Genomic DNA, 17,431 nt, shown 5'->3' with positions numbered 1-17,431 from the left:
CGCCCCCCCCGCGCGGGCCCCCCCCGCTCCCGCGCCGGTCCCCCCCCCCCCCGGGCGCCGCCGCCGCTCCCCCCCCCGCCGGCGGCCCCCCGCCGCCGTTCGCCGTACCCGGTTGCGGCGTCCGGCCGCCGTGTCCGGGCTACCTGCCCCGGTACGCGTTGTAGAGCGTCTGCGTCAGAGCGTTGCCCTTCCGGTCCTTGACGTGGGCGCGGAGCGCGACGCCCTTGCCCGCCCGGGGATTCTTCAGCGTCACCGTGCCCTGGCCGACCTTGGCCTTCTTCCAGTGCTCACCACCGTCGTACGACACGTACACGGTCAGTGACCGGATGTTGCCGGCGCCGCCCGCTCCCTCGACGGTCACCGGGACCCGCGCCGTCGCTCCGGCCTTCGCCGTGCTGTCGCCCGCGAGGGCCGGGCGGAAGCGGACCGCGTACGCGGGGAGCGCGGTCTCCTCGCCCACCTTCTTCGAGCTGAACGTCCAGCTCGCGGTCAGCTTGGTCGTCACCGAGGCGACCTTGCTACGGGTGACCGAGGTGGTCATCCGGTAGTCCGCCTTGGCCGCGGGCACGGTGAACGCCTCGCCCGCCATGGGGTCGTCGTTGGTGCCGACCTTCTTGCCGTTGCGGTAGAGGGTCGTGACGGCCTTGTCGTACACCGAGCTGCCGATGTGCCCCTTGCCGTCCGCGAACACCGGCAGATAGCCGAACAGGTCGTTCCCGTCGCGGAAGATGCCGTAGCCGCCGCCGGCCCTGGGGCCGAAGACGCCGACGTTGAAGACCTTCTCGTAGCGCTTCCCTGCCCTGTAGCGCTTGGGGCCGAGCGAGTAGGTGGCGTCCGGCTCCAGGGGGTCCTTGCCCTCCTGCTCGAACTCGAACCCCCAGTCCACACCGGCCGCGTTGACGTACGAGGTCTTGGTGCCGGGCAGCCGGAAGGCTGCGGAGTAGCCCGCGCCGCCGGCGCTCCCGGGGATGTAGCCGAACGCCCACAGGCGCCCCTTCTTCCCCGGCACCGAGGCGCCGAGCCGCGAGGCGACCGTGGCCAGTTCGGCCTTCTTCACGTGCTTGGTCCAGCCGGTGGCCAGCTTGCTCACCTTGCCGCCGTACGCCAGGTCGTACTGTGTGCCGCCCTTCGCCCAGGAGCCCGTCCACTGCTGGAACAGCTCACCGGCCTGCGGCTTCGGGCCCAGGTGCGCGGTGCGGAATCCCTGGTACGAGTCGAGCCACCAGCCGTAGCCGTAGAGGGAGTCGTCGGTCTCGACCGAGAAGTCCGGGGCCGCGTTCTTCGGCTTCGCCGCACCGTCCGGGACCCGGATGTCGACCGGCTTCGCCGTGCGGGCGTCGACGGTGACGGTGGTCTTCCTGGTGACGTCGAGCCGGGGCTGGTTGATCCAGTCGATGCCCTTGGTCATGTCGTCCTCGTCCACCAGCACGCTGGAGCTGAGGAGGTAACGGCCCTTGGGGACACGGACCGTGACCGTGCCGCTGTCGCTGTGCGGCTCGAAGGACTTCCCCGCGGCCAGGCCGCTGAGCCCGTCCAGGTCGGTGCCGTACTTCCCGGTCGGCTTGCCGCCGCGGTCCAGGGTCTTGAGCGTCAGGTCGTACGACTCGACCTCGCGGTCCACGGCCGCCGGTGTGCGGACGGTCTGCCCGCCGCCGCTCGCCGTGACCACCGCGGTGTACGCGCCGTCGAGCCGGCCGCCGGGCCGGGTGTCCGCGGTGAGCGGCACCTCGGCCTCACCCCCCGCCGGGACGGTGACCCGCTTCCTGCCGACGGTGAACATCCCGGCCGGGGCGGGCTTTCCGCCGGGTCCCGTGGCCTTGACGGCGAGGTCGAGCGTGACGGGGCCGCCGCCGAGGTTGCGGTAGGTGACGGCCTTGGTCACCGGCTTGTCGTCGGTGTGCGGCCACGCCTGCGTGCCGAAGCTCACCGACACCGGGTCCGCCACGACGGACTGCTCGACGGCGCGGGCGACGTCGACCCGGCCCGTACCCTGCTGGAACGGGGTGTACGGGCCGGGCTTGGTGGAGGCGGTGAGCGCCGCCTTCAGCTGCCCACCCGTCCAGTCGGGGTGCTGCTGGGCCAGGATGGCCGCGGCGCCCGCGACGTGCGGGGTGGCCATGGACGTACCGGAGATGGCGACATAGCCGTCCGCGACGGGCGTGCCCTCCCCGGCGACGATGCTGCCGGGGGCCGCGGCGGCTCCGATGTCCACGCCGGGCGCGGTCAGATCGGGCTTGACGGCTCCGTCGCCGACGCGCGGTCCGGTGCTGGAGAAGTCGGCCAGCTTGTCCTTCTTGTCGACCGCGCCGACGGTGAGCGCGGCGTCCGCGCTGCCCGGCGAACCGACGCTGCCCGGGCCCATCTCGCCGTCGTTGCCGGAGGCGACGACGAACAGCGTGCCCTTCTCGGCGGAGAGACGGTTGACCGTCTCCTCCAGCGGGTCGATGCCTGGCGAATCGGCGCCGCCCAGGCTGAGGTTGACGATGTCGGCGCCCTGCCCGGCCGCCCACTCCAGGCCCGCGATGATGCCGGAGTCCTCGCCGGAGCCCTCGTCGTTGAGCACCTTGCCGTCGAGGAGGCGGGCGCCCGGCGCCACGCCCTTGTACTTTCCGGAGGACTTGGCGCCCGTACCGGCGGATATGGACGCGACGTGGGTGCCGTGCCCGTAGCGGTCCTTGCTGTCGGAGGCGTCGGAGAAGTTCTTCTCCGCGATCTCCTGGCCAGCCAGGTCCGGGTGGGTCTGGTCGACTCCCGTGTCCAGCACGGCGATCGTCGTGCCCTTGCCGTCGAAGCCCTTCTTCCAGGCGGTGGGCGCGCCGATCTGCGGCACGCTCTTGTCGAGACGGGCGCGGTGGACGGCGTCCAGCCACACCCGGTCGAGCCCGGAGGCGGCCGTGCGGAACGGCGAGGCGCCGCGCGGCGCCTTCGTCAGCGCCTCCCAGACGGCGGGCGCCGCCTGGCGTCCGGCCTTCAGTGCCTCGGCGTTGAGGCGCGGGAAGCTGCGGCGCACATCGGTCCCGTCGGCGGAGCGGAGCCCGGCCCTGGCGGCGGGGCGCGCGCCCTTGTAGCCGACGATGAGGCGCAGACCGTCGCCGTGGACCTTGCGGTACTCGGGGCGGCTGAGCAGGCTCACGTCGAACAGCCGCTCGTCGACCCGCCCTTCGCGGATCAGCTCCCGGGCGTCCCAGGGGACGACGTACGTGTGCGTGCGCCCGCCCGCGCGCGAGCCGGTCCCGGCACGGCGGATCTGGACGGGTATGTGCTCGCGCCCTTCGGCGCGGTCGAGGCCCACCGGCCGGCCGTGGGCGTCGACGGCGACACGGTCGCCGGTGAGGAGCGTGACCCAGTGCTTGGCCGGGCCGCCCTTCCTGGTCGTGGACAAGGGCGGCGAAGCGGCCTCGGCCTGCTCTCCGGCCACCGACGGCGAGGCGGTCAACCCTGCCGTGAGCGCGATGGCCGCGGCCGAGGCGATCGTGGTGGCACCGGCCCTTTTGAGTTGTTCGTGCACCATTCCCCCTGGTGATGTCTGTCACCGTGCAGGGAGCCCTCGGCTCCTTGGAACACGGAGTATGCAGGGGGTAGCACATCCGTTCAACAGCATGGGGACGAACCGGAATTGCGGCACATGGGGTCGATCGGACGAAGCGACCTCCGTTCCGGTCCCTTCCGACCGTCGCGCGGGCACACGAAAGCCGCTGGGCGGCGGCCGGTTCGAACCGGCCGCCGCCCAGCGGCTGAAGGGAAAGGGAACCGCGCGTCAGGCGCCGGTCGCGCTGCCCGCGACCCACTCGTTCCACGACATGTTCCAGCCGTTGAGGCCGTTGTCGGGAGCGATGGTCTTGTCGGGCGAGTTCGTGACGACCACGACGTCACCGAGCATCGTGTTGTCGTAGAACCACGCACCCGGCTGCTTCGGGTCACCCGCGCCCTTGGCGTCGTTCAGACCGACGCAGCCGTGGCTGGTGTTGACGTTGCCGAAGATCGAGTCGGCGCCCCAGTAGTTGCCGTGGATGAAGGTGCCGGACGAGGACAGGCGCATCGCGTGCGGCACGTCCTTGATGTCGTACTCGCCCTTGCCGTTCTTCTTCTTGAAGCCGACGGTCGAGCCGTCCATCCGGGTCTCCTTGAACTTCTCGGAGATCACCATCTGACCGTTGTACGTGGGGTTCTTCGGGTCGCCCGCGGAGATCGGCACGGTCTTGAGGACCTTGCCGTCCCGGACGACCGTCATCTGATGCGTCTTGGTGTCGACGGTGCTGACCTGGCTCCGGCCGATCGTGAAGGTCACGGTCTTGCTCTGCACACCCTTGACGCCCGGCGCGCCCTCGACGCCGTCCAGCGCGAGCTTCATGGTGACGGTGGAACCGGCCTTCCAGTACTCCTCGGGGCGGAAGTCCAGACGCTGACCGTTGAACCAGTGGCCGACGACCTTCTGGCCGCTGCTCGAGGTGACGGTGATGCCCTTCTGGACATCGGCCTTGTTCGAGATGGCCTTGTCGAAGTTGATCGACACCGGCATGCCGACACCGACCTTGGAGCCGTCCTCGGGCGTGAAGTTGCCGATGAAGCTGTTCTCCGGGGACACCGTGGTGATCGTGGAGTTCTCGTGGGCCTCGCGGCCCTCGGAGTCCTTCGCCTCAGCGGTGATCTTGTACTTGGTGGACCGCTCGAGCTGCCCGTCCGGCTTCCAGGTCTTGCCCCCCGCGGCGATGGTGCCCTCGACGGCGGTGCCGGACTCGACGGCCGTCATGGTCACCTTGGTGAGCTTGCCGCCCGCCACCTTGACCTTGACGTCGCTGTTGATGCCGGCGTCGTCGGAGCCGTCCTTCGGCGAGATCGCTATTCGCGCGTCGGAAGCGTCCTTGGCGGCCGCCTCGTCGACCTGCTCCTGCGACTTGCCGCGGCCGTCGCCCGCGTTGCCGCCCTTGCCGTCGTCGCCGCCGCAGGCCGTGAGCGTGAGCACACCGCCGAGCAGCACGGCCGTGAAAGCCAGCCCTTTGCGGTGCTTACCGTCCGTCATCACACGCTTCTCCATTGCTACTGGTTCCCCTGAATCCCCGGTCCGGGCCACGGGGCGCACGTGTCCCGGTACTTCCGAGAAGAACATGGATTCCCATTCGTCCGGTTCCCTCACTCCGGGAAGTGTGGGATACGCCACGTACGAGGTGGTGAGATTCCGCCCGCCTCCGGGGGCGCCCGGGTCTCCGGTGCGCCTGGCTCACGCCGTCATTGGCGCCGCCTTCCCGATCGGGCGGTCTTCATCCTCGACGATGTCGTCCGATCCGTCGAGGTCCCCGCGCGGATCCTTCGTCCGCCTCCCTCCTCCTCCCCATGCTTCCCGTTCTCCTCACGTGTCACAGCCGCCGCGTGAGGATTCACACACCCCTCGGACCGCCCCCGTCCTCACGTTCGGACGCGGCCTCGTCGTCGTACGCGTCTTCCCCGTCCTCGTCGTCCTCATCGCCCTCGAGGCCGAGGTCCCACTCCGCCGCGTCCGGGTCGTAGGCGATCCGCTCGCTGCTCCAGGACGCCTGGGCCAGCTCGACGCCCGGGACGCCCTCCACGACCCGGAACGGGTCGACGAGGTACGCCAGCGCCTCCGCCTCGTCCTGCTCGACCGCGGCCCTGGCGTGGGCGCGCTCCTCCCGCGGCATGTAGGTGTCGGCCTCGATGTGGTCGAGCGCGGCGGCGGTGAGGTCCTCGGCGCCGGCGACCTCCAGCACCAGCTCCACGCGAAGCCGTACGAACCGGGATGTCTCATCAGTCGTCATGCGCGGAGCGTAAGGGGCCGGAACAGCGAGACTTTCCTGCGACCCGCGGCTGTCACTAACATCAGTCCGACGGCCAAGTCTCCAGTGCCACAAGGGGGTCCGTTCCGTGTCCGCACGACGCCCGCTGCTGACCGCAACTGCCGCGGGTTCACTGCTCTGCGCGCTGTGGTTCGTCCCTTCGGCGAACGCGACGGTCGATCACGGCACGGCGGACGCACGGACGCTGAACGGCAGTCAGGTCTCGTCGTCCACCGGCTCGCCGCAGTCCGGAGCGGGTCTTCCGGCGTCGGGCGGGGCGAAGGCGCAGGGCTCCGCCGGGGACATCGACAACCTCGCGGACACGGGCAGCGTGGACACCACCCCGTATCTCGTCGGCGGCACCCTCTTCCTGGGGTTCGGTGCGGCGATGGTCGCGGTGGCGGCGCGCCGTTCCCGTACGACCGCGCTCTGACGCTCCGTTACGGCAACGTCCCTGAACGGGAGTTCCGTCCACGACCACGCCGTGACGTGCCGCGCCCGGTGCGCCGCGGGCCGGCACGCCGCACGGGCCACGGCCCGTCCGCCTGACCGGGCGGATCCGGCCGGTCAGGCCAGTGGCCCGGTCACGGACTCGACCACCCGCTCCAGCGCACCCGACCGTACGAACGCCACGGCCGCCTCCAGGTCCGGCGCCAAGTAGCGGTCCGGGCCCGCCCCTTGGACTCCCGCCTCACGCGCCGCCGTCAGCACCGCCTGGGCGGCGGGCCCGGGAACCAGACCGCCGCGCAGCTCGATCCCGCGGGTGGCGGCGACGAGTTCGACGGCGACGACGCGGCCGAGATTGTCCACGGCGTGCCGCAGCTTGCGCGCCGCGGACCAGCCCATGGAAACGTGGTCCTCCTGCATCGCGGAGGACGGGATGGAGTCCACCGACGCCGGTACGGCCAGCCGCTTCATCTCGCTGACGAGCGCGGCCTGCGTGTACTGGGCGATCATCAGGCCGGAGTCGACACCGGGGTCGTCCGCGAGGAAGGGCGGCAGCCCGTGCGAACGGTTCTTGTCCAGCAACCGGTCGGTGCGACGCTCGGCGATCGAGGCGAGGTCGGCGGCGGCGACGGCGAGGAAGTCCAGGACGTACGCCACGGGCGCGCCGTGGAAGTTGCCGTTGGACTCCACGCGGCCGTCGGGAAGAACCACGGGATTGTCCACGGCGGAGGCGAGTTCGCGCTCGGCGACCAGACGCGCGTGGTCGAGGGTGTCACGGCCGGCGCCCGCGACCTGCGGGGCGCAGCGCACGGAGTACGCGTCCTGGACGCGCGGCGCGTCGTCCTGGTGATGGCCGGTCAGCCCCGAATCGGCCACCACCTTCAGCATGTTGGCCGCGCTCGCCGCCTGGCCGGGGTGCGGACGGATCGCGTGCAGCTCGGGCGCGAGCACCTTCTCCGTGCCGAGCAGCGCCTCCAGGGAGAGGGCGGCCGTGATGTCGGCCGCGGTGAAGAGGCGGGCCAGGTCGGCGCAGGCCATCACCAGCATGCCGAGCATGCCGTCGGTGCCGTTGAGGAGGGCCAGGCCCTCCTTCTCGCGGAGGACGACGGGCTCGACGCCGTGGGCGTCGAGGAGTTCACGGGCGGGACGCACGACACCGTCGGGCCCCTCGGCGTCGCCCTCGCCCATGAGGGTCAGGGCGCAGTGCGAGAGCGGCGCGAGGTCCCCGGAGCAGCCGAGGGAACCGTACTCGTGGACGACGGGGGTGATCCCGGCGTTGAGGATCGCGGCCATGGTCTCGGCGACGAGCGGGCGCACGCCGGTACGGCCGGAGCACAGGGTCTTCAGCCGCAGGAACATCAGGGCGCGCACGACCTCGCGCTCGACGCGCGGTCCCATGCCCGCGGCGTGCGAGCGCACGATGTTCCGCTGCAGCTGGGTGCGCAGCTCGGGGCTGATGTGGCGTACGGCGAGGGCGCCGAAGCCGGTCGAGACGCCGTAGACCGGGTCGGGCTTGGCGGCCAGCGCCTCGACGACCTCGCGCGCGTGGGCGAGCGCCTCGAGCGCGTCCCCGCCCAACTCGACCCGTGCCGCGCCGCGGGCGACGGCGATGACGTCCTCCGCCGTGATCCCCGACGTCCCCACCACCACATTGTGCATATCCATATTCAGGCACCCTAGAGAGTGAATCGCAGAATGTCACCAGCCGGTCCCTTGCCCGGGGATCCCCCGCGGGCCGCGGCGCGCCACCAGGATCGCGCACGCGGACCGGCCCGGCGCGCGCTGCCGGGGACACCGGCGGGACCGCACCCGACAACGGCGACGCACGGCCCGGCGCCCGCCGAGGACCACGCGGGCCGAGCCCCGCACCCGGCCCGCCGAGGCTCCGTCCGGAACGCCGCCGGCGCCTTCACCGTCGACAGGGCCGGGCTCCCGCACGGCTCCGGTGTCCCGCTCCCGCAGCGGAGGGCCGACCCATCGGCCCGCACGGAACGCCCGTCCCCACGACCCGCCACTCGCCTCCCACCCCGCTCGCCTCCCCGAGGCGCGGCCGCGCCCCCGCCGCGGGCCCGCGTCAGGCCGCCTCCGGGTTCAGCCGTCGCGGCGGTTGCGGAAGCGGCGGCGTTCCGGACCGGCCTCCGGGGGCGACTCCGCGAGGCGGACGACCGGGTCGTCCGGACCCTCGCGGCCCGCGACGACGGGCTTCTCGGAGCGGGCCGCCTTCGCCCGGTACTGCGCCGCGTCCGCGAGCCGGAAGAGGCGGCGCGCGGACCGTACGGGACCGATCTGCTCGCCCGTGGACGCGACCCCGCAGGCCACGCCCTCGCCCAGGTCCAACTCGGCCGCGCGGCGGCACAGTTCGCCGGCGGCATGCACCACCTCGTCGGCCGGCGGCCCCACCGCGAGCAGGCAGAACTCGTCGCCGCCCAGGCGCGCCACCAGCGCGCCCGGGAGCATCGCCCCGCACAGCGAGAGCAGTGAGCCGAACCGTTCCAGCAGACGGTCGCCGACGGCGTGCCCGAGCGAGTCGTTGACCCGCTTGAGGCCGTTCAGGTCGCAGACGACCAGGCTGACGACCGTGCCGTCGGCGTGGTGGCGGTCCACGGCCTCGTCGAGGCGCATGTCGACCAGCCGCCTGTTCGCCAGGCCGGTGAGCGGGTCGGTGAAGGCGAGGCGGCGGGCCTCCTCCAGGCGCTCCGTCTGCGCGATCCCGGCCGCCGTGACGGCCGCGAGGACGGTCGCGAAGTCCGCGTCGTCGCGGTCGAACACCGGCTCCCCGACCCGCCGCGCCACGTACAGCTCGCCCCACGCCCGCCCGTGCAGCACGATCGGCGCCACCACGCAGCAGCCGCGGCCGCGCCGGCGCAGCGCCGCCGCCCTGCCCCAGCTTCCGCCGGGGCGCGCGTCCGGGTGGGCGTACGCGCCGGGCTCGGGGCCCTCGGCCGTCTCCACCCAGGCGTTGGGCTCGCCGTCGCCGACCCAGCGCTCGTGGAGGATCTCGGCGATCTCCGGGAACTCGTGCACCGGATACGACTCGTCCTCGGGGAAGTCCTCCTCCCCCTCGGCGAGTTCGCCGGTGTTGACGAGCACCCGGAGCCGCCCCAGCTCCCGCTCCCAGACGGACAGCGCGGCGAAGGTCCCGCCGAGTGCCGTCATGGCCCCGGCGGCCGCGGCGTGCACGGACTCGCGCGCGGTCTGCGCGGCCGCCATGGCCTGCGCCAGGCCCACCACCGCGCGCAGCCGCGCGTCGCCTCCGCCACCGTCGCCCGACACCGGCACCTCACATTCCGTAGCCGTGTGCCCTCCTCGGCACCCAGCCTAGGAACATTCACCCCCCTTTGCCCTGTTCATGGGGGCGACATTCAACTATTCGCCCGGCCAGTCCGGTGTCCGCTTCTCGTTGAAGGCCGCGACGCCCTCCGCGCGGTCCCCGGAGAAAGCCACGCTGCGCCAGGCGGCGTCCTCCACCTCCAGCCCGGCGCGCAGGTCCAGGCCGTGGCCCAGCCGCATCGCGCGCTTGGCGGCCCTCAGCCCGACGGGCGAGTTCGCCCCGATCCGCGCGGCGAGCGCCAGCGCCTCGTCCCGGTCGGCGCCGTCGTCGACGAGCTGATCGACCAGGCCCAACTCCCGGGCCTCCGCGGCCTCCACCCGCCGTGCGGTGAACACCAGCTCGGCGGCGCGGGCCGCGCCCACCCGCCGCGGCAGGAGCTGCGTACCGCCGCCGCCGGGGATCACGCCGACCGAGACCTCGGGCAGGCCGACGACCGCGGTCCCGTCCGCGACGATCAGGTCGCAGGCGAGCGCGATCTCGAAGCCGCCGCCGAGGGCGAAGCCGTGCACCGCGGCGATCGTGGGCATGGGCAGGTCGAGCACGGCGGTGTACGCGGCCCGGGTCACCGGGCGCTGCCGCAGCAGCTGCGCGTCGGTGAAGGAGTTGCGCTCCTTGAGGTCGGCGCCGACGCAGAACGCGCGGTCATGGCTGGAGGTCAGGACGACGACCCGCGCCGAACGGTCCGCGGAGAGCGCCTCGCACGCCTCCGTGAGCGCCCGGGCCATCTCCGTCGACACGGCGTTCATCGCCTTGGGGCGGTCCAGGACGAGCTCGGCCACATGCTCGCCGTGCCGCCGTACCGCGACCCACTCCCCGTACCGCTGCTCGCTGCCCATGCGCCCTCCCGGTTAACGATCGTGTACCTCTGGCGTCAGGCATCATCGCACCGGCGGGCCCCGGCCGTCGCCGGTACCCGGGCCGGTCCGGGGGAGCTTCTCCGCGGTCCCGGGGCCGGTCATCCGGGCGGGGTCAGCCGCGCCGGGTCAGGAGCCACGGCTCCACGACCCCGAGCCCGCGGACCGGCCGCTGCCACATCGGCTGGAGGGCGAAGCGGTACGTGTCCCCGCCCTTGCCCTCCTTCTCGGCCTTCGCGGCCTCCGCCTCGGATTCGGGCGCCTCGCCCGTCCGCATCAGTCCCTCGGCGAACGCGCCGTCGACCAGCACCGCGTCCTTGGGCGCTATCGATGTCAGCCGGCTCGCCAGGTTCACCGTCGTCCCGAACACGTCGCCCATGCGCGTCGTCACGGTCCCGAAGGCCATGCCGACCCGCAGCTCCGGCATCGTCTCGTCGTGGGTCATCGTCTCGATGAGCCGCAGCCCGATCTCACCCGCGACCCCGGCGTCGTCCGCCGCGAACAGGACCTCGTCCCCCAGGGTCTTGATCAGCCGGCCGCCGTGGGCGGCGACCAGGTCGGCGGCCGTGGTCTCGAACGCCTCGACCAGCTCGCCGAGCTCCTCCTCCTCCAGCCGCCGCGTCAGCCGCGTGAAACCGACGAGGTCCGCGAAGCCGACGGCCAGCCGACGGTCGACCATCTCCTCGTCGTCGCCGGCCTGCACCACGCGCCCGGTGGCGGCCGCGAGCTGCCGCCGCCACACGTAGACGAGGAACTCCTCCAGCTCCGGGAGCAACAGCTCGACCAGCGGATACGTGACTTCCGTACGCGTCATGCCGGGCTCGGGCGGTTCGGTGAGCCCCTCCAGGAACGAGTCGATCTGCCACTCCGCCAGCCGGGCCGTGGTCTGTCCGGTCGAGCGCGCCACCTGCACGGCCATCGCCTCGCTCAGCAGCCCGGCCTCGACCAGACCGGCGAGCCGCCGCAGGGCGAGCACATCGGCCTCGGTGAGCGCCTTGGCCTGGCCGATGTCGGCGAATCCCATGGCCCGCCAGAAGCGGGAGGCGAGTTCCATGGAGACGCCCGCGCTCCGCGCCGCCTGGAACGGGGTGTAGCGGCGTTCCGATCCGAGGATGAGCTGTTCGAGCCGGAGGGCGAGCGGGTTCTCCTCCTCCGGCACCGAGTCGTCGGGCGCCGGGCCGTCCGGCGCGGAATCGTCGGGAGCCGCGTCGCCGGGAGTCGCGTCGCCAGGAATCGCGTCGCCGGGAGTCGCGTCGTCGTCGTCGGTCACGGCCCGCCCCCGGTCCGATGCTCCCCCAGCCTTCGACATGGGGGACCCCAGCTCACAGCCAGTCCGCTCACTTCTCGCCCGCTCCGCCCACTCGGCCCGCTCTGCCTGGTCCGGCCCGTCAACGATACGGCAGGTGTGCCGTGGCTCACTCTCCCCGGGCAGCACGCAGATGGACGATGTCCCCGGCCCCCACCGGCTTCTGCACCCCGTCCTCGGTGGCCAGGACGAGCCTCCCGTCACCGTCGATCGCCACGGCCTCGCCCGTGATTTCCCGGTCGCCGGGCAGCACCGCGCGCACCGTCCTGCCGAGCGTCGCACACCCCGCCGCGTAGGCCTCTTGCAGACGGCTTGCCCCGGGGTCCCCTCCGGCGCCCCGCCAGTCCGCGTACCACTGCTCCAGCGAGCGCAGGATCGCGCGCAGCAACGGGTCCCGGTCGGCCGCGGGAGCACCGGCGAGGGTGAGGGATCCCGCCTCCGGGACGGGCAGTTCGTCCGCGTGCAGCGACACGTTGAGGCCGATGCCGACGACGACGCCGTCCCCGGAGCGCTCGGTGAGGATGCCGCCGACCTTGCGCTCCTCGTCCCCGACGTGCACGAGCAGGTCGTTGGGCCACTTCAGGGCCGTGTCCACACCGGCGGCGCGGGACAGGGCGGTGGCCGTCGCCACGCCGGCGAGCAGCGGCAGCCAGCCCCAGCGCTCGACGGGGACCTCGGGTTCGAGGTACACCGAGAAGAAAAGGCCCGAGCGCGACGGAGCGGTCCAGGTCCGCTCCAGGCGCCCGCGCCCCGCGGACTGCTCCTCGGCCACCAGGACCGCGCCCTCGCGCACCTCGCCCTTCGCGGCGCGCTCGGCGAGATCGCTGTTGGTCGACCCGGTGATCTCGACCACGTCGAGGCCGCTCCACAGGCTGCCGGACCGCACGAGCGCCCTGCGCAAGGCGTCGGCGTTCAGCGGTGGCCGCTCGAGGTCGGACCAGCGGCCGGAGGAGGGGTCGGGCTGCGGGGTGCCGGGCGATCCGGGCGGCATCGGCGTCATGCGGCCAGCGTAGGCCCGGGTGGCGCGAGGGGGCGGGTCGGGAATCGGTGGGGCGCCAAGATCACCCGGCGCCCGTACGGACGGTCCCGGTGCCCGGCCGGCGGACTCGGCCCGTACCACCTTGACCTGGGCCTTGCGAAGGGCGGGCGGTGTGGCCAACGCCGCACTGCCATAGCGCAGTGTCGCCGATACGCTACGAGTCGGTAGCCCATCCAGCAGGCAGCCCCTCCACAGGTCGCCAGCACATCCAGGACGAGCAGGAGCCGCATCCCGATGTCCGAGCCGGAAATCGCCGCAGAGAACAACCGAAGCGCCCAGACGACCGCGGGGAAGATCGCGGATCTGAAGCGGCGGATCGAGGAGGCGACGCACGCCGGGTCGCAGCGCGCGGTCGAGAAGCAGCACGCCAAGGGCAAGCTGACGGCTCGTGAGCGCGTCGACCTCCTGCTCGACGAGGGGTCGTTCGTCGAGCTCGACGAGTTCGCCCGGCACCGCTCCACCAACTTCGGCCTGGACGCCACCCGCCCGTACGGCGACGGCGTCGTCACCGGCTACGGCACGGTCGACGGCCGTCCGGTGGCCGTCTTCTCCCAGGACTTCACGGTCTTCGGCGGCGCCCTGGGCGAGGTCTACGGCGAGAAGATCGTCAAGGTGATGGACTTCGCGCTGAAGAACGGCTGCCCGGTGATCGGCATCAACGACTCCGGCGGCGCCCGTATCCAGGAGGGCGTCAGCGCGCTCGGCCTCTACGGCGAGATCTTCCGGCGCAACACCCACGCCTCCGGCGTGATCCCGCAGATCAGCCTGGTCGTCGGCCCGTGCGCGGGCGGCGCGGTCTACTCCCCCGCGATCACCGATTTCACGGTCATGGTCGACAAGACCTCGCACATGTTCATCACCGGACCTGACGTCATCAAGACCGTCACCGGCGAGGACGTGGGCTTCGAGGAGCTGGGCGGCGCCCGCACGCACAACACCACCTCCGGTGTGGCGCACCACATGGCGGGCGACGAGAAGGACGCCATCGAGTACATCAAGTCGCTGCTGTCGTACCTGCCGTCCAACAACCTCAGCGAGCCTCCGGTCTTCGCCGAGGAGGCCGACCTCGAGACAGGTGACGAGGATCTCGAGCTGGACTCGATCATCCCGGACTCGGCGAACCAGCCGTACGACATGCACCGGCTGATCGAGCACGTCCTCGACGACCACGAGTTCCTGGAGACCCAGGCGATGTTCGCGCCGAACATCGTCACCGGCTTCGGCCGCGTCGAGGGCCACCCCGTGGGCATCGTCGCCAACCAGCCGATGCAGTTCGCCGGCTGCCTGGACATCGCCGCCTCCGAGAAGGCCGCGCGCTTCGTCCGCACCTGTGACGCCTTCAACGTCCCCGTGCTGACCTTCGTGGACGTGCCCGGCTTCCTGCCCGGCACCGAGCAGGAGTTCAACGGCATCATCCGGCGCGGCGCCAAGCTGATCTACGCCTACGCGGAAGCCACCGTCCCGCTCATCACGGTCATCACCCGCAAGGCGTTCGGCGGCGCGTACGACGTCATGGGCTCCAAGCACCTCGGCGCCGACCTCAACCTCGCCTGGCCGACGGCCCAGATCGCGGTCATGGGCGCGCAGGGAGCGGTCAACATCCTGCACCGCCGCACGATCGCCGCGGCCGAGACGCCCGAACAGGCGGAGGAGGTGCGGGCACGGCTGATCGCCGAGTACGAGGACGCGCTGCTCAACCCGTACGTCGCCGCCGAGCGCGGCTACATCGACGCGGTGATCATGCCGTCCGAGACCCGGCGCCACATCGTCCGCGGCCTGCGCACCCTGCGCAACAAGCGCGAGTCCCTGCCGCCGAAGAAGCACGGCAACATCCCGCTCTAAGGCGGGGGCTGCCCGGGTATCAGAACCGCGAGGACATCGAGGAGGCCGCGCATGTACAAGGTCGTACGGGGCAATCCCACCCCCGAGGAGCTGGCCGCCGCCCTTGCGGTGGTCCAGGCGCGCGCCGCGGCGGCGGGAGCCGCTCTCGCGGCGCAGGAGGATCTCGACGAGTGGGCCGACAAGGAGCGCAACGTGCCGCGCCGGTCGCTGCCGCAGCCCGGCGCGAAGGCGTGGCGCAGTTCGAGCTGGCCGAAGTGACCCGCGCGACCGCCTGAAGCGGGGACGGGACCGGCGGACTGGTCCCTCCGGACCGTGCCGCCTGAGTACGCGTACTCAGGCGGCGCGCCTGTTTGCGCCGGAGTATCGAAGCATGCTCTGGTCCGACCCCCCCGACGAGCCGCCGCAGGAACTGCGCGACGCCGTGGCGAAACTCCGTCGCGTGGGCTGGGTGCTGGCGGTCGTGGCCCTGGTCACGATGATGATCGTGCTCGGCCGCTGAGGGCGGAGGGGACACGGGAGCCCGGCCGCGGTCCCAGGACCCCGGCGGCCCGGACGACTGCCGGGCGGCGGCCCGGAGCCGGGGGCGCACTCCGCCGTCCAGGCAGGCAGGCGGCCGATACCCTGGGGCCCATGACCGAGCCTTCCGCCTCCGCCCGGCGTCACCTCGTCCTCGCCTCCGCCTCGCCCGCCCGCCTCGGGCTGCTGCGTCAGGCGGGGCTCGCGCCCGACGTCATCGTCAGCGGTGTCGACGAGGACGCGATCAGCGCCGGCTCCCCGGAGGAACTGGCCCGGCTGCTCGCCGAGGCCAAGGCCGCCGCGGTGGCCGCACGCCCGGAGGCGGCGGGCGCGCTCGTCGTCGGCTGCGACTCGGTGCTGGAACTCGACGGCCAGGCGTACGGGAAGCCGTCCGACGCCGAGGACGCGACGGCCCGCTGGAAGTCGATGCGGGGGCGTTCGGGCATCCTGCGCACCGGCCACTGCGTGATCGACACGGCGACCGGACGGCAGACTTCCGCCACCGCCTCGACGACGGTCCGGTTCGGCGAACCGACGGACGCGGAGATCGCGGCGTACGTGGCGAGCGGTGAACCGCTGCACGTGGCGGGCGCGTTCACCCTCGACGGCCGCTCCGCTCCGTTCGTCGACGGCATCGACGGGGACCCGGGCAATGTCATCGGGCTGTCGCTGCCGCTGCTGCGCCGGCTGCTCGCCGACGTGGGCACGGGGATCACGGAACTCTGGGCGTAGCGCCGCCCCTTCGCGGCGTACGGGTCCACGGCCGGGACCCCCGCGGGCATCCGTACGGACGTCCGTACGGCGCCCGCGGTCCCCTGCGGGAGGGGGCTTACGACTCGGCCGTGGCCGGGGACGCCGCCGGGGCCTCGGGGCGCCGGGCCGGATAGGCCACGAGCGTCAGCACGATGAGCCCGAAGACGACCATCATGAAGGCGAACGCCTCCCACCCGACCAGGCCGACGGTGAGGGCGCCGAGCACGCCGTGCACCACCGCGCCGGTGATGAGCAGGATGCGGGCGAAGCGCCCGGGGGCGCGGTCGGTCAGCGCGCAGCGGACCAGGACGACCGCGCAGGCCGCCAGGTAGAGACCGAAGACGCCGCCCATGATCCAGGTCGAGACGCTCATGGCTTCCGGATCGAGCCCGGCGAGCGACATCTTCTGCCGGTCCACGGATATGCCGAGGATCATGTTGACCAGGACGATGCCGACTGCCTCCAGGAACAGCAGCACGGCCGCCACCGCGGCCACAGGTCTCCGAGCCACCCCCCACCCACCCCACTTCACGTCGTTACCGCCGGTCCGGACAGAGACTAGTCACGCTACTAACCGGTAATCCGCTAAAACAAGGGTTCTGCAGACTCCGGACGCGCGTCACCCGGCAGGACGGATCCCTTCAGCAAAGTTTCCGCCCGGCGTTGGTAGGGATCCGACAAAGGAAGCTTCCTCGCGGCTGGTTCGAACCGCAGAGATCTTGACCACACCAGATCGCGAGAATTCCTTGAGACTTCCGGGCGTACCGTGGGACGACAAGGAATTTCGGCACTCCCTCGGCACCCGGATGACGCTGCGTGTGGGCAAGGTCACCCCCGAGTCCGGCTCGGCAGGCCGTGTCGGTAGTCCCTAAACTCGCCTTGTTTCAAGGAGGGAGCCATCGTGCGCAAGGTGCTCATCGCCAACCGTGGCGAAATCGCTGTCCGCGTTGCCCGAGCCTGTCGGGACGCCGGGATCGGATGCGTAGCCATCTACGCCGACCCGGACCGGGACGCCCTGCACGTCCGCGCGGCCGACGAGGCCTACGCGCTGGGTGGTGACACCCCGGCCACCAGCTACCTGGACATCGCCAAAGTCCTGCAGGCCGCAGCCGACTCCGGAGCCGACGCGGTCCACCCCGGCTACGGATTCCTCTCGGAGAACGCCGAGTTCGCGCAGGCGGTGCTCGACGCGGGCCTGATCTGGATCGGGCCGCCCCCGCACGCCATCCGCGACCTCGGCGACAAGGTCGCCGCCCGCCACATCGCCCAGCGCGCCGGCGCCCCGCTCGTCGCCGGCACCCCCGACCCCGTCAGCGGGGCCGAGGAGGTCGTGGCCTTCGCCGAGCAGCACGGCCTGCCCATCGCCATCAAGGCCGCCTTCGGCGGCGGCGGACGCGGCCTGAAGGTCGCCCGCACCCTCGAAGAAGTGCCCGAGCTCTACGACTCCGCCGTCCGCGAGGCCGTCGCCGCCTTCGGCCGCGGCGAATGCTTCGTCGAGCGCTACCTCGACAAGCCCCGCCACGTCGAGACCCAGTGCCTGGCCGACCAGCACGG

General features: G+C 72.3%; 15 protein-coding genes. 6 read left to right on the top strand and 9 right to left on the bottom strand.

Annotated features, from left to right (window positions below; all coding sequences use genetic code 11):
• Positions 1-139: 139 nt before the first annotated feature.
• The 3 genes from ABZ822_RS13080 to ABZ822_RS13070 all read right to left on the bottom strand — a co-directional run bounded on the left by ABZ822_RS13080 (position 140) and on the right by ABZ822_RS13070 (position 5,771).
• Positions 140-3,511: a S8 family peptidase gene (locus tag ABZ822_RS13080; RefSeq protein WP_360851533.1), complete on the bottom strand. Its 3,372-nt coding sequence runs from the start codon at positions 3,509-3,511 to the stop codon at positions 140-142.
• Between the two features lie 246 nt (positions 3,512-3,757).
• On the bottom strand, positions 3,758-5,035 hold the full coding sequence (locus ABZ822_RS13075; protein WP_360851530.1) for an Ig-like domain-containing protein: 1,278 nt from the start codon (positions 5,033-5,035) through the stop codon (positions 3,758-3,760).
• A gap of 340 nt (positions 5,036-5,375) precedes the next feature.
• On the bottom strand, positions 5,376-5,771 hold the full coding sequence (locus ABZ822_RS13070; RefSeq protein ID WP_360851527.1) for a hypothetical protein: 396 nt from the start codon (positions 5,769-5,771) through the stop codon (positions 5,376-5,378).
• A gap of 106 nt (positions 5,772-5,877) precedes the next feature.
• On the opposite strand from ABZ822_RS13070, the gene ABZ822_RS13065 reads away from it, so the two are divergent.
• On the top strand, positions 5,878-6,222 hold the full coding sequence (locus tag ABZ822_RS13065) for a hypothetical protein (protein ID WP_360851524.1): 345 nt from the start codon (positions 5,878-5,880) through the stop codon (positions 6,220-6,222).
• 134 nt (positions 6,223-6,356) lie between these two features.
• Here ABZ822_RS13065 and hutH read toward each other — a convergent pair whose 3' ends face one another.
• From hutH to ABZ822_RS13040, 5 genes are all read right to left on the bottom strand, one after another.
• A complete protein-coding gene (gene hutH / locus ABZ822_RS13060; RefSeq protein WP_360851521.1) occupies positions 6,357-7,901 on the bottom strand; it encodes a histidine ammonia-lyase in 1,545 nt (514 codons plus the stop codon).
• A gap of 426 nt (positions 7,902-8,327) precedes the next feature.
• On the bottom strand, positions 8,328-9,446 hold the full coding sequence (locus ABZ822_RS13055) for a GGDEF domain-containing protein (protein ID WP_360852390.1): 1,119 nt from the start codon (positions 9,444-9,446) through the stop codon (positions 8,328-8,330).
• A 156-nt stretch (positions 9,447-9,602) separates the two neighbouring features.
• Complete coding sequence (locus ABZ822_RS13050; protein ID WP_360851518.1) at positions 9,603-10,403, bottom strand: enoyl-CoA hydratase-related protein; 801 nt, start codon at positions 10,401-10,403, stop codon at positions 9,603-9,605.
• A gap of 133 nt (positions 10,404-10,536) precedes the next feature.
• Complete coding sequence (locus ABZ822_RS13045) at positions 10,537-11,580, bottom strand: adenylate/guanylate cyclase domain-containing protein (RefSeq protein ID WP_360852387.1); 1,044 nt, start codon at positions 11,578-11,580, stop codon at positions 10,537-10,539.
• A 256-nt stretch (positions 11,581-11,836) separates the two neighbouring features.
• Positions 11,837-12,727: a biotin--[acetyl-CoA-carboxylase] ligase gene (locus ABZ822_RS13040; protein ID WP_360851515.1), complete on the bottom strand. Its 891-nt coding sequence runs from the start codon at positions 12,725-12,727 to the stop codon at positions 11,837-11,839.
• Between the two features lie 273 nt (positions 12,728-13,000).
• On the opposite strand from ABZ822_RS13040, the gene ABZ822_RS13035 reads away from it, so the two are divergent.
• From ABZ822_RS13035 to ABZ822_RS13020, 4 genes are all read left to right on the top strand, one after another.
• Positions 13,001-14,608, top strand: a complete 1,608-nt coding sequence (locus tag ABZ822_RS13035; RefSeq protein ID WP_360851512.1) for an acyl-CoA carboxylase subunit beta — start codon at positions 13,001-13,003, stop codon at positions 14,606-14,608.
• Between the two features lie 51 nt (positions 14,609-14,659).
• Positions 14,660-14,866, top strand: a complete 207-nt coding sequence (locus ABZ822_RS13030) for an acyl-CoA carboxylase epsilon subunit (RefSeq protein WP_360851509.1) — start codon at positions 14,660-14,662, stop codon at positions 14,864-14,866.
• 112 nt (positions 14,867-14,978) lie between these two features.
• Positions 14,979-15,107, top strand: a complete 129-nt coding sequence (locus ABZ822_RS13025; protein ID WP_360851506.1) for a hypothetical protein — start codon at positions 14,979-14,981, stop codon at positions 15,105-15,107.
• Between the two features lie 131 nt (positions 15,108-15,238).
• Positions 15,239-15,856, top strand: a complete 618-nt coding sequence (locus ABZ822_RS13020; RefSeq protein ID WP_360851503.1) for a nucleoside triphosphate pyrophosphatase — start codon at positions 15,239-15,241, stop codon at positions 15,854-15,856.
• A gap of 97 nt (positions 15,857-15,953) precedes the next feature.
• Here ABZ822_RS13020 and ABZ822_RS13015 read toward each other — a convergent pair whose 3' ends face one another.
• Positions 15,954-16,388, bottom strand: a complete 435-nt coding sequence (locus tag ABZ822_RS13015) for a hypothetical protein (protein WP_360851500.1) — start codon at positions 16,386-16,388, stop codon at positions 15,954-15,956.
• A 390-nt stretch (positions 16,389-16,778) separates the two neighbouring features.
• Between ABZ822_RS13015 and ABZ822_RS13010 the strand changes: the two genes are divergently transcribed.
• Positions 16,779-17,431, top strand: a 653-nt coding sequence (locus tag ABZ822_RS13010; protein WP_360851497.1) for a biotin carboxylase N-terminal domain-containing protein, incomplete at its 3' end; no start/stop codon positions are given.

The sequence above is a fragment of the Streptomyces sp. NPDC047108 genome, from assembly GCF_040643575.1.
Taxonomy (GTDB): domain Bacteria; phylum Actinomycetota; class Actinomycetes; order Streptomycetales; family Streptomycetaceae; genus Streptomyces.
Note: the sequence above shows the minus strand (reverse complement) of the source record. Positions and strands in the feature narration are given on the sequence as shown.